Raw genomic sequence first — 12,935 nt, 5'->3', positions numbered from 1 at the left:
TCCGCACGTTTTAACGGCGGTGACGGGCCGATGAGGAAGACCTGGCAATGTGGAACCCGGCACCCTCTGACGATGGATGCACAGGTTACTCTCCCCCATCGCTGCCATCTGTTGGTCGCCTGAATGGTCCCCATCGTCGGCTCCCCTAGGGCTGCATGCGCCTTTGCCGGGCTTCTCAGTCGGCCAGTGAACGGAATCGGCGGAACCAAAGCAGGGGAAAGCCGCTCAGATCGGAGGGATTGCATCGTCTCCACCTCCCTTTGTCTCCCCTTCCCCTTGTCTTCCACCGGACCTGTATGATGTCAGTCCACCTAAACGACGGTCACAGCCAGGTGCCGAAGATGTGGCTTCACCAAAGCCAGGCGGTTTCAGGCCCTCCTGCCCTATTCGGAACCTGTCGGAAAAGTGCCCATTTCCCCGTATGAGCCGAATCGAAGGACTGTAGACCAGGTGGATTTTTCTTCTTAACGCGAAACCCCTCTGGGCATAAACCGCTTCAGCAGTAGCCCATAGCACTCCGATGGCAACATTCCATGTAAAGACACGCCGTCTTGGTGATGGTATGCTCAACCCATTGCCTTCTCGTAAGGGGATACGACCGGACTGCAACAGGGGGGGTTGATGCCGGTCGGCAATACATGAAACATGAAGGGTGAAACCAATGAGAACTGGTTCCATGACAAAGAAGATGAGTGCAATCATCTTCACGATACTGCTCTTTCTGGGGCTGCATGGCACCGCCCCCGCGGTTCCGGCCCACGCCGACGCCGCCGCTGCCGTGCGGTCCTGCACACCTGACACCAGTACCATAGCCGATTGCTTCCCGGACCCGAATCTGGCTTCCCGGATGGCTCAGGTTTTCGGCAAGACCACCACAGATGTCCTCAGTTCGGCAGACAGCCAGATCTCTGGTTCCCTTTCTTTGAGGAGGTCGGGGATCCACAATATTGAAGGCATCCAGGAACTGACCAGGGTAACCGATATCAGTCTCAACTTCAATTCACTTACGGACCTCTCCCCCCTGTCGTCCATGACCCAGCTGACCAGCCTCAATCTGGACGACAACAAGATATCCGACCTTGGCCCGCTCAGGAACCTGACCAATCTGACAAGCCTGGTGCTGGCCAACAATCGGATATCCGACCTGACCCCCCTGGAAAACATGGGGTCCAAGCTGGGCTATCTCGATCTGCGCGTGAATACGATAGAGGATGCCGGTCCACTGGGTTCCCTGGCGAGCATCAAGACACTGGATGTCAGTCTCAACTCGATAAGTGACGCCTCTCCATTCTCCCGGTTGACCAACATGAACAGGTTCGAAGCCTATGGCAACAGGATCACAGATCCGGCCCCATTTGCGAATCTCGACAAGCTGGAGATCTTGAACCTTAGGAACAACCAGATTGCAGACATGACCAATCTGGCCGGGTTCAGAGGTATGCCAAATCTTTCCATCCTTGATCTGACCGACCAGGTGGTGGTTCACGATAGTGTTCTGGCCGAACCAGGCAAGACGGTGGAAGTACCGACTGCCCTTGTCGACGCAAACGCGGGAGTCTATGCCCCTGTGACCGAGTTGTTGACGGACGGAGGGACCTTCCAAGAGTCGACGCATACCGTCATCTGGCCATCCAGAACCGCCGGCTACTACACTCTTTCCTTTGCCTATGACTCGACCCTGCCGACAGGTGATTCCTACACTTATTCAGGTTGGGTTCAGCGGCAGGTGGAGCCTTCGGTGACCGTCACTTTCGATTCCCAGGGCGGTTCGCCGGTCCCCAGTCAGCTGTTGGCCCAGGGCGGGATAATCGGTGATGCGAAACCAGCCGACCCGACTCGAGAAGGCTATGATTTCGTCGATTGGACGGAGGATCAGGCCGGTACGCAACCGTTCGACTTCAGTACGCCCATCAATGCAGATATGACCCTCTACGCCCAATGGCGCATCAAGGCCGTCGAACCGCCGACTCCTCCGGAACCTCCGACTCCTCCGGAACCTCCGACTCCTCCGGAACCTCCGACTCCTCCGGAACCTCCGACTCCTCCGGAACCGCCGACTCCTCCGGAACCGCCGACTCCTCCGGAACCTCCGACTCCTCCGGAACCTCCGACTCCTCCGGAACCGCCGACTCCTCCGGAACCTCCGACTCCTCCGACACCTACCCCAACCCCCACAACCCCGTCAAAGCCCGTTGTCCATCAGGAGGTTGCATCCGACCCTGCTGATAAGGGTGGCCTGGCGAGGACAGGTGCCGCGTGGCTTCCTGTGGCTGCAGGTGGTCTTGCCGCGGTCCTGACGGCAGGAATATGCCTGGCGGTTGGAATGGCCATGCGCCGCAAGGAGTCCGTCTGACCTTGCAGGTAGTGGATTGAAAAAGTCCCGCGAATCCGGTTTCTCCGGTTCCGCGGGACTTTTCATCTCCGGTGAAGGCCTATCGTGGATTTACTTCCGCTTCCTTTCGCGGATGTGGACCGATATCTGGATCGGGGAGCCTTCAAAGCCGAATTCCTCACGCAGACAGCGCTCCAGATAGCGGCGGTAGCCGTGTTCCAGGAAGCCGGTCGCGAAGATGACGAACCTGGGGGGTCTGGTGGCCGCCTGGGTGGCGAAGAGGATGCGTGGCTGCTTGCCCCCGCGCAGGGGGTGGGGGTGGGAGGCCTGGACCCTGCCCAGGAAGGAGTTCAGTTTGCCGGTGGGAATCCGTTTGTCCCAGGAGGCCAGGGCCGTGTCCATGGCCCGGGTCAGGCGGTTGGTGTGCCAACCTGTCTTGGCCGACAGGTTGACGCGTTCGGCCCAGGTGACCCTGTCGAACTCGGTGGTCCAGAGGCGTTCCAGACGTTGGCGGCCGAAGTCGTCCAGGAGGTCCCACTTGTTGAAGACCAGGACGACGGCCCGACCGGCGTCGACGGCCTGGCTCATGACCTTGAGGTCCTGGTCGGATATGGGCTGGGAGGCATCGAAGAGCACAAGGGCCAGCTCTGAACGTTCGATGGCGGCCTGGGTGCGCAGGCTGGAATAATACTCGGCACCCGAAATCTTGTGGGGGCGGCGTTTGATTCCGGCTGTGTCGATGAAGAGCCAGTCCTGGCCGTCCATGTTGATGACCTCATCGACCGGGTCCCTGGTGGTCCCGGCGATGTCCGTGACCACGGCCCTCTCCTCGTGGGCCAGCTGGTTGAGCAGGGAGGATTTGCCCACGTTGGGGCGGCCGATCAGGGCCACACGCCGCAGGGTTCCGGGCGTGAGGAAGCCCGAGGTCTTCTCGGCCCGCTTGAGCGTATCCACTGCGGCGTCCAGGAGGTCTCCCACACCCCTGCCATGCATGGCGGAGATGGCGTGAGGTTCCCCCAAGCCCAGTCTCCAGAACTCGCCGGCCGTATAGTCGGCCATCTGGTCATCCAGCTTGTTCACGGCCAGGACCACGGGCTTGCCCGCAGAGCGCAGCATTTTGACGATCCGTTCGTCGCTGGCGGTCATGCCCACCTGACCGTCCACCACGAGGATGACGGCATCGGACAAAGAGACGGCCACCTGGGCCTGGGAGGCGATGGCGGAGTCGATTCCCTCCACGTCGGTCTCCCATCCTCCGGTATCGACCAGCTTGAAATCCGTCCCGGCCCATTCGGCCTCATAGCTGACACGGTCCCGGGTCACCCCGGGCGTGTCCTCCACCACGGCCGCCCTGCGTCCCAGAATCCTGTTGACCAGGGTGGACTTACCTACGTTGGGCCTGCCGACCACGGCCAGGACGCCGACGGGGCGGGGGGCGTCCTCCGCCCTCGCCTCCCCTGCCTCCCCTGTCAGGAGGGCGCGGTCTCCCTCTTCAAGTTCATAGTCTTCCAGGACACGGGCGTAGTCCTCATATGAGTCCTGGTCCAGGGCCTCCTGGACCAGCCCCACGAGGACATCCAGGGTCTGTTCGAAGGTCAGGTCGGAGTTGTCGACCGTGGTCACCCCATCGGCGGCCTGCAGGAAGCTGGTCACCTTGGAGTCCTTGGCATCACGGGCTGCCAGGTTCTCGGCCCCTGTCGGGCTGGCACCCTTGGACTGGGCCGCCCTTCTGGCCTGGCGGACATCCTCCCTGGCTGTCAGCAGGACACGGACCTGGGCCTCGGGGGCCACCACGGTTGTGATATCCCTGCCCTCGGCCACGATGCCCCTCCCTTGGGAGAAGGAGTCCTCCTCGTTCTGGCCGGCGATGTAAGCCCGTTGGGCGGCGATCAGTATCCGTCTGACGGACGGTATGGACGAAACGGCGGAAACATGGTTGGATACCCGGGAGGATCGTATCTCCTGACTGACATCCCGACCGTCGAGACTGACGGAGGGGGCGGCAGGGTCCAGGCCCATGTCCAGGTGGTCCTCGGTGAAGAGGGAGCCCACGGACTCGACGATGGCCCGCTCATCGGGCATGTCCACGTCCAGATCCAGCCCCTGCTGCAGGCACCAGAGGGCGCAGGCCCGGTACATGGCGCCCGTGTCCAGATAGGCCAGGTCGAAGTGGCGGGCCAGGGCCCGCGAAGTGGAGGACTTGCCTACACCGGCAGGTCCATCGATGGCTACTGTTATCACAGTCCCACCTCCTTGTCGAGGGACTTGATCTCGGCATTGGACAGAACCCGGTAGGCGCCGGGCTTGACCTCCCCCAGCTTGATGGGACCGATCTGGGTGCGCACAAGACGGACCACCGGGTAACCGATGGCGCCGAAGATGCGGCGCACTATACGATTCTTGCCCGAGTGAATGACCACCTTGACCATGGTGTGCTCACGATTGTGATCCAGGATGGCGCAGCGGTCCAGGCGTATCAGGCCGTCATCCAGAACCACCCCCTGGGTGACCAGCCTGCGGCAGACGTTCCCCCCGATGTGGCCCTTTACGGTCGCTATGTAGGTTTTCTCCACCTCGTACTTGGGGTGCATGACATGCTGGGCCAGTTCTCCGTCATCGGTCATCAGGATGAGGCCTTCGGAATCGTAGTCCAGACGGCCCATGTGGAAGACCCTCTCGTAACGGTCCCCGATGATGTCCCGGAGGGTGAACCTCCCCTTGGGGTCCTCCATCGCGGACAGGACCTTGCGTGGCTTGTTGAGGGCCAATGTGATGTGATGGTCGTTGAAGTGGATCCTCGAACCGTCGACACGGATCTGCTGATGTTCCGGATCCACCCGGCTCCCCAGCTCGGTTACCAGCTGGCCATCCACCTCGACCCTGCCTTCGGTGATGATCTGTTCGCACTTGCGCCTGGAGCCGTATCCGGCCTGCGCCAGGACCTTCTGGAGGCGGATGCCCTCCTCGGTGTCCTCTTGGGCTTTCATGGCGTGTGAATATGGATGTGGCATCGTTCTCCCAACGTGGCCTTCCTGAAATCTATGACTCGTAATTGCCGATTCCGGCTCCGGAGGGTGTCCGGAACGGTCGGCGGATTCCTCTGCAGGCAGAGCCGGGCAGCGGAAAACAAAGCAAGTATACCAGGCGGCGTATGACTTCATCCCATGGTTCGGCGTAGGCTGATACGTGATATTCGGCCCCGCCGGTGCGGGGAGAGGAAAGGGACGGAAAAGATGGACTCAGATTCACCCATGAGGTCGGAAGCCGACGGGCAGGTTCCCGACATTCCGACCGAGACCACGATCGAGCCGCCGCAAGGCTTTACGGAAGATGGATCGGACGAGGCCGTCATGGCTGACGTGACCGTCATGCCTGACCGGTCCGCCGGTGCGGCCGCCGCCAGGCAGCCGGCCGCCATGTGGATAGGAGCCGCCGCCGAGTTGGCCGGGACATTCCTGATCTGCTCGATGATCTATCTGATTTACTCCTTGTGCGGGGCCGTCCTGGGACTCAATGTCATCCTGGTCGCCCTGACGACCGTCCTGGTCTATGCCGGGGTCACGGCCATGCTGGGGAGGGTTTCCGGAGGCCACTTCAACCCGGCCGTCACGGTCGCCGCCATGTTCACCTCACAAACAGGCTGGTTGGAAGGCCTGGTCTACATCGTGGCCCAGATGATCGGTGCGATCGCGGCCGGAGGCGTCTTGGCCATACTGCCCACCAGCGGCAGCGTGCCGGCGGAAACCTGGCTGGCATTCAGCGTCAACGGGTTCGGCAAGGCCTCACCCTCTTCACCCTATCTGGCAAAGTCCGGACTCACCTTCGGCGTCTCCATGGCCGTCGTGACCGAACTGATGGCCTGCCTGCTGGTGGTCGGCACCGCAGTGGCCACGATGAGGAGGAACGGCCGGCCCCGCCACGGTCACGCCCTCTACATGGGTCTGGCCTATGGTGCCGGCGTCTTCCTGACCTATCTGGTCACCGGGAGCGGTCTGAACCCGGCACGGTCTACCGGAGTGGCCGTCTTCGCCCACTTCAAGAAGTCCTCCGTCGACCCCCTCGGCCAGCTGTGGATCTTCTGGATCTGCCCCCTCCTGGCTGCAGCCATCGTAGGGCTTTTCTGCATCATCGCAGATATGTTGAAGGAATCGGCCAGATCGGCCGCCAGCGACCCTCTCCAGGGTTCCGTGGGCTTCTCGGAGGAGCCGGACGGCTCCGACCAGGTCTTCGACCAGGATGCCCAGGAAGGGGAAGGTGACCCCAGGGTGGATCCCGCCGAAGGTGCCGCGGGAGAATCGACGACCGTCGAGGGGTATCAGTCCCAGGGGATTCACGGGAGGCACGCGGCCTGAAACCCACCGAGTCCGATGAGCCCGCCCGCGGACATGTCCGCGGGCGGGCTCATCTGCTGTGATCCAGTGGAAGCCGAATTCCGCCGCATCCTGTGATGTGAGGACGGGACGGAAGGTGGTCAGAGCATGAGTTGGATGCTGAAGTAGGTGATCATCAGACCGATTCCCAGCCCGATGCCTATGGTGGCGTCGAAAGCGACCGATCTGACCTTCCAAGGACTGTGTTCCCTCATGACCAGACGGACCAGTCCGGTGGCCAGGGCCACTGTGGATACCAGGACCGTCGCCGCCAGGGTCCTCCCCGCCAGGGCCAGCAGGCCGGCGGCCACTACTAGGATGGCCACAACCCATTCGCATGCGGGATTGCCTTCACCGGCCTCGGAAACGTATAAGCGCCCGGTGGCTTCCTGGCTGGTCGGGAGCGGGAGGGAGCGGGAGACAGGGACTTTCTCTTGCAGGCCTGCCTCCTTCCCGGCAGGCGGCACCTGTCCGCGCCCGCCCTGCCGCCCCCTGTCGGGGCCGATGTCAGAGCGGTCTGCGGAATCAGGGAGGGGGGCTTCTCCCCCGCCCTTTCGACGTGCGTGACGCGCCACCGTTACCATCGACGCAGGCCTCCATCCGTGAGACTGCCAACTTTCCACATTCCAGTTGCCACCCTATCAGGGCTACCCGTCAGTGTCACCGGCGGCGTACACTGGTCCCCCTCAGTGCATGAAGTGCCTGGTCCCGGTCAGGTACATGGTGATGCCGGCTTTCCTGGCCGCCTCGATCACCTCCTCATCGCGGATGGAGCCGCCTGGTTGCACCACGGCGGAGATTCCCGCATCAATCAGGTATTCCAACCCGTCGGCAAAGGGGAAGAAGGCATCCGAGGCGGCCACGGAACCTCTGGCCCTGTTCTGCCCCGGAGACAGGGTATTGGCACGTTCCACGGCCAGGTGGCTGGAGTCCACCCGGTTGACCTGGCCCATCCCGATGCCCACCGTGGCTCCGTCCCGGGCCAGGAGGACGGCGTTGGACTTGACGGACCGTATGGCCCTCCAGGCGAATTCCAGGTCGGCCAGGGTCCCTTGGTCCGCCGCCTGACCCGAGACCAGCCTCCAATCGGATGGATCGTCGCCGTCGGCATCGAGCAGGTCAGCGGACTGGACCAGGAGTCCCCCGTCTATGGTCTTCATCTTCCACCCCTTGGAGGGAGGATTACCCACCTTGAGTATGCGGAGGTTCTTCTTGGTCTCCAGAAGTGCAAGGGCCTGGGGCTCGTAGTCGGGGGCGACGATTACCTCGGTGAAGATCCCCTTGATCTGTCGTGCCATGGCCAGGTCGACGGTGCGGTTGGCTGCGATGACCCCGCCGTATGCGCTCATGGGGTCGCATGCGTGGGCCTTCCTGTGCGCCTGGGCTATATCATCACCAAGGGCCAGACCGCAGGGGTTGGAGTGTTTGACGACGGCCACCGCCGGACGGTCGGGGAAGTCCCAGACCGCATGCCAGGCCGCATCCGCGTCGACATAGTTGTTGAAACTCATGGCCTTGGCCCCGCTCAGCTGGGCGGCAGAAGCGAGCCCCCGCCCATCGGGTTCCTTATAGAGGGCGGCGGTCTGGTGTGGATTCTCCCCGTACCTGAGCTTATGGGCCAGCTCCCATGTGGCAGTCAGCCGGGAGGGGGCGGTCCGGCCGGCCTCGTCCGACCAGGTGGAGGCGGCCCAGCGGGCCACTTCAGCGTCGTATGCGGCAGTCAGGGCGAAAGCCTTGGCGGCCAACCCCCTGCGTTCAGCCGCTGTGAACCCCCGGCCCGATACGATCCTGTCTGCCAGCCGGGGGTAGTCCGTCGGATCGGTGATGACTGCCACGCTGGCGTTGTTCTTGGCGGCGGCGCGGATCATGGCCGGCCCCCCGATGTCGATCTGTTCCCGGCAGGCGTCCTCACTTCCCCCGGCCTCCACGGTCCGTTGGAAGGGGTAGAGATTGACCACTACCAGGTCGAATGGAAGGATGCCCAGTTCCTTCAACTGCCTGACGTGGTCGGGGTTGTCCATGTCGGCGAGGATGCCGGCGTGGATATGGGGATCCAGGGTCTTCACCCGGCCGTCCAGGCTCTCCGGAAATCCCGTCACCTTCTCGGCCGGGGTCACATCCACTCCCATATCGGCCAGGATGGATGCCGTGCGACCGGTCGAAACGACCCGGGTGCCCGCCCGCGCGAAGGCGGATGCGAGGATATCCAGACCCCCCTTGTCGGAGACCGAGACCAGGGCCCTTGAGATTGGTCGGCTGGATGTTGTCATTGCGGCTCCTTCGGTTGGTGGATGTGCTTGAAGGCAACTTGGGGAACGACAGGTTCAGCCGGTTTTGGAGCCGGCGCTTCCTCGGACCGACCGGGGTCGGCCCTTCGACCCCTCATCCTCAGGCGTCCCGCTTTCATCCGGTGTTCGGCTTTCATCAGGTGTTCGGCTTTCATCAGGCGCCAGGCCTTCATCCGGTCCGCCAGATATTGGGGGAAGATCTGTCTTCCGGCCCCGGAACCAGGAAACAAGGCGTTGCACGGCGTAGATCAGTGCTGCGGCGACCAGGACCAGGACCCAGACCGCCATCATGCCGGCAGCCAGTCCTCTTGCCGCCGTGCGGGTGGCTGCGGCTGTCTCGACTCCGACCCTCTTCAGCCTCTCCTGCCCGAGGGAGCCTCCTGACAGTTGAAAGGCCAGGGCCAGGCCGGCCGTGGTCAGGGCCCAGGTCAATATGATGACAGCCGTTGACAGGATGAATGCCGACAGGGATTCACCGGACCAGACATCCCCGCGGTGCAGACGGCCCCAGAGGCTGTACCCCCGTGCGGACAGGAGGATGAGGGCACCTGTGACCAGGCCGATGGCCAGGGGGAGGGCCAGAAGGGCCGTCCTCAGGCCCTGATTTGTGACGGGGTCCGGGAAGAGCCCGAAGAAGGGGAGGGATGGGAGGTTGCGCGCCTGACCCGACCAGAGGGTGAAGGTGGCCAGATTGCCCAGACGGAATCCGCCGCCGGTCAGCCAGGAGAAGGCCCAGATGGCCAGATTCGGCAGCCAGGCCAGGAAGGCGATGCTGGTGACGACTGCCGAAAACGTCCCCATCCTGGTCATGGTGAAGAGTTTGATGACGGAATGCCGGTATTGGATCCCCCACCAGAGCGTCGTGACCAGGCCGATTGCCAGGCAGGTCCCGAGGACGGCCAGGGACATGAACGCCGACTTTCCGAGTACCGCCTGCACTGTGGGGTGGATGCGGGACCAGATGAGGTCATGCGCCTTCTCACGGAAACCTGCGGAGGCCAGGAGGGCCAGGAGGTAGCCGATCAGGAAGCAGGCCCCGGTCTTGGCGGCCACGGCGAGGTCCGTGTCCACGGGTGGGGCGGCCGTCCATCTGACGAGGACCAGATTGATGAGGATCCAGGTCGCCGTGCCCAGCAGGCACCCCCCCATGGTGGGGGTCCATCGGAGGGCCAGGGATCGTATGAGTGCCATGAGGCCGATGGTGAGCAGGAGGGGGGTGATGGTCAGGGTGATCGACCCGGCCGTGAAGCCGCTGCCCTGGGTCAGAAGGACGACGTTGGCGGTCAGGGGCAGGGAGGCCGACGACAGGGAGGGACCACCGGTTTCCATGGAGACGACCAGGAGGATGAAGGCCAGACAGGCCGACAAGGCTATGCCGAATATGAGCATGGCCATGCAGGCTACAAGGAGGCCCCTGAACCAAACCCCGGCACGTTTGATCATGTGATTGACAGCCCTTCAGACTTTCAATGAATCCCGCAAGGACACCATACCACCTGCATAAGGGTCAGGCCGGCATGGTCATCAGTGTCGTGACGGGATACCGGTCAAGTGAATGGCGACCTTCCAAGCCCTCGAGTTCCATGGCGAAGCTGAAGCCCGCGACCTGGCCGCCGGCCTGTTCGATCAACTTGGCGGCCGCCTGGGCGGAACCCCCGGTCGCGATGAGGTCGTCCACGATCAGGACCCGCTCCCCGTCATGCAGGCAGTCCTTTTCCATCTCGATCATGGCGCTGCCATATTCCAAGGAGTACTCCTGGCCGAAGGTCTGCGGGGGAAGCTTCCCCTTCTTCCGCAAGGCCAGGAAACCCTTTCCCAAGGATGTGGCCAACTGAGGACCTATGAGGAAGCCTCTAGCCTCCAGGCCGGCCACGGCGTCGAACTGGTCGGCAGGCACCGGAAGCGTTTCCATCATGGCCTTGAGAAGGATGGAGAGCCCTCTGGGGTCGGCCAGGGCCGGAATGAAGTCCCTGAAGAGAATCCCCTTCTTCGGGAAATCCGGGATGGTTCTGATCAGCGATATCAGGTAAGCGGCATCCTGCTCCCCGATCACCTCGGGGTAGCTGAAACTGATGTCTTCCGAGCTGTTCATTATCTTCTTTCTGTGCCTGTGCTGTGATGACCTGCATGATCGGTGCGCGCATAAACGGGCATCAACCGGCCCTTGCGGGCATGGGGAGGGGCCTTCCGACGTGGAGGGCCGCCTTCCCCATCACAGGTTCCTCTTCGACCTGCCGGCGGGAAATCAGTCCTGCGTTTCCTGGGACTTCTGCTCCGGATCGGCATCTCCCTGAGAAGGGCCCTCCACCGGGGTACCCGTCCTCTCGCGATCTGACGGGTCAGGGCTGCCGAGGGACTCTTCAGACGTCTCAGAAGACGTTTCCTGAGATGTCTTCTCCTCTCCCTGGGCTTCCCCTTCCTCGTCCTCCTTCACAGGGAGGGGGTTGCCCTCCTCGTCCACTTCGTCGTCATGGACGTAGGCAGGGACGATGGGGGGCTTGGTGATGGCCCGGAGCTGCCAGCGGGACTTGGAGCCGTCGGAGTCTATGACCACCTGCTCCTTCTCCAAATCCACGGAGACCACGGTGCCCAGCAGGCCGCTGTTGGTGGAGACCTCCGTGCCCGGTTCCAGGCTCTGCCGGAAGTCCTGAACCTCAGATTGCTGCTGCTTTACCTTCCTGTTGGAGAACCACATGAAGGCGAACATCACCGCGATGATGATGATCATGACAAGGAAAGAGCCCATAGGGGCGGAGCCTGCGGACTGCGAAGCTGAAAGTGGCATGATTCTTGTGGACTCCTAACATTTGGTCGGCTTATACCGACATTTCTGGGCCTTGCCCGAGGTTTTCATTTTAAAACAGCTTCATGACATCACTGGGAGGGGTCTTGCCCAGGTGTTCCCAGGCCTTGGCCGTGGCCACCCTTCCCTTGGGCGTCCTGACCAGGAAGCCCTCGCGGACCAAGTAGGGTTCGCAGACCGTCTCCACGGTCTCCGCCTCCTCCCCCACCATGGCGGAAAGGTTGTTCAAACCCACAGGTCCACCGCCGAAACTGGTCACGATGGCCGTGAGCACGGCCAGGTCGAGACGGTCGAGTCCCTCCGAGTCGATCTGATAGAGGGCAAGGGCGGCCTGGACATCATCGGGCCCTATGGAGGGCAGATCGTGGACGATGGCCCAGTCACGGACCCTGCGCAAAAGCCTGTTGGCGATTCGCGGTGTCCCCCGGGACCTCAGGGAGAGCTGATGTGCCGCGTCGCCCTCCAGACGGATGCCCAAGACCCCGGCCGAGCGCTCGATCAGCTTCTCCAGCTCCTCGTGCGGGTAGAAGTCCAGGTGGGCGGTGAAACCGAAGCGGGCCCGCAGCGGGGAGGGGAGCATCCCCTCCCTTGTCGTGGCTCCTATGACCGTGAACCGTGGCAGGGTAAGGGGGATGGAGGAGGCACCGGGTCCCTTGCCCACCATCACATCCACCCGGAAATCCTCCATGGCTATGTAGAGGAGCTCCTCGGCGGCCCTGGGCAGGCGGTGGATCTCGTCGATGAAGAGGACCTCCCCGGCTTCCAGGGAGCTCAGTATGGATGCCAGATCGCCGGCATGCTGGACCGCCGGGCCGGAGGTGATCCGAATCGGGACCTCCAGCTCGTGCGCCACGATCATGGCCAGCGTGGTCTTGCCCAGACCGGGCGGACCGGCGAGGAGGATGTGGTCCGGAGGGACGTCACGTTTGCGGGCGGCCTTGAGGAAGAGACCCATTTGTGCCTTGAGACGGGGTTGGCCTATGAAGGTGTCAAGGCTGTCCGGCCGCAGCTCCTCATCACTGACCGGCTCCCCCTCCATGGGACGCGCCGAGACCATCCTCAGGGATTCCTCGTTGGCATCGTGGTTTGCCATGACGCCTTCCGGGAGGTCTCCCCCTTGCGCAATCCCGTCCTTGTCGAAA

The 12,935-nt window shown here is 62.8% G+C and carries 10 protein-coding genes; 2 read left to right on the top strand and 8 right to left on the bottom strand.

Annotation, left to right across the window (positions count from 1 at the left end; genetic code table 11):
* Positions 1-676 precede the first annotated feature (676 nt).
* Entirely contained in the window at positions 677-2,353 is a 1,677-nt protein-coding gene (locus V6584_RS04225) for a leucine-rich repeat domain-containing protein (protein ID WP_340469208.1), read from the top strand.
* A gap of 90 nt (positions 2,354-2,443) precedes the next feature.
* Here V6584_RS04225 and der read toward each other — a convergent pair whose 3' ends face one another.
* Positions 2,444-4,573, bottom strand: coding sequence for a bifunctional cytidylate kinase/GTPase Der (gene der / locus V6584_RS04220; protein ID WP_340469207.1), 2,130 nt, complete (start codon positions 4,571-4,573; stop codon positions 2,444-2,446).
* The gene (locus V6584_RS04215; protein WP_340469205.1) at positions 4,570-5,343 is read right to left on the bottom strand and encodes a pseudouridine synthase; all 774 of its coding nucleotides are present in this window, start codon (positions 5,341-5,343) and stop codon (positions 4,570-4,572) included. The genes der and V6584_RS04215 overlap by 4 nt, the downstream gene beginning before the upstream one ends.
* A 222-nt stretch (positions 5,344-5,565) precedes the next feature.
* On the opposite strand from V6584_RS04215, the gene V6584_RS04210 reads away from it, so the two are divergent.
* Positions 5,566-6,684, top strand: a complete 1,119-nt coding sequence (locus tag V6584_RS04210) for an MIP/aquaporin family protein (protein WP_340469204.1) — start codon at positions 5,566-5,568, stop codon at positions 6,682-6,684.
* Between the two features lie 119 nt (positions 6,685-6,803).
* Here the strand turns inward: V6584_RS04210 and V6584_RS04205 are convergent, their stop codons facing one another.
* From V6584_RS04205 to ruvB, 6 genes are all read right to left on the bottom strand, one after another.
* On the bottom strand, positions 6,804-7,286 hold the full coding sequence (locus V6584_RS04205) for a hypothetical protein (RefSeq protein ID WP_340469203.1): 483 nt from the start codon (positions 7,284-7,286) through the stop codon (positions 6,804-6,806).
* Positions 7,287-7,388: 102 nt separating this feature from the next.
* Positions 7,389-8,972 carry a bifunctional phosphoribosylaminoimidazolecarboxamide formyltransferase/IMP cyclohydrolase gene (gene purH, locus V6584_RS04200; protein WP_340469202.1) on the bottom strand — a complete coding sequence of 528 codons (1,584 nt, stop codon included), beginning with the start codon at positions 8,970-8,972 and terminating at the stop codon, positions 7,389-7,391.
* Positions 8,973-9,026: 54 nt separating this feature from the next.
* The gene (locus V6584_RS04195) at positions 9,027-10,433 is read right to left on the bottom strand and encodes a cell division protein PerM (RefSeq protein WP_340469200.1); all 1,407 of its coding nucleotides are present in this window, start codon (positions 10,431-10,433) and stop codon (positions 9,027-9,029) included.
* Between the two features lie 64 nt (positions 10,434-10,497).
* On the bottom strand, positions 10,498-11,082 hold the full coding sequence (locus tag V6584_RS04190; protein WP_340469198.1) for an adenine phosphoribosyltransferase: 585 nt from the start codon (positions 11,080-11,082) through the stop codon (positions 10,498-10,500).
* A 153-nt stretch (positions 11,083-11,235) separates the two neighbouring features.
* The gene (yajC, locus tag V6584_RS04185; RefSeq protein ID WP_340469197.1) at positions 11,236-11,736 is read right to left on the bottom strand and encodes a preprotein translocase subunit YajC; all 501 of its coding nucleotides are present in this window, start codon (positions 11,734-11,736) and stop codon (positions 11,236-11,238) included.
* A gap of 109 nt (positions 11,737-11,845) precedes the next feature.
* On the bottom strand, positions 11,846-12,886 hold the full coding sequence (ruvB, locus tag V6584_RS04180; RefSeq protein ID WP_340469735.1) for a Holliday junction branch migration DNA helicase RuvB: 1,041 nt from the start codon (positions 12,884-12,886) through the stop codon (positions 11,846-11,848).
* Between the last annotated feature and the right edge of the window lie 49 nt (positions 12,887-12,935).

The organism is Bifidobacterium favimelis (assembly GCF_037963085.1).
In the GTDB taxonomy this organism is placed as follows: Bacteria; Actinomycetota; Actinomycetes; order Actinomycetales; family Bifidobacteriaceae; genus Bombiscardovia; species Bombiscardovia favimelis.
Note: the sequence above shows the minus strand (reverse complement) of the source record. Positions and strands in the feature narration are given on the sequence as shown.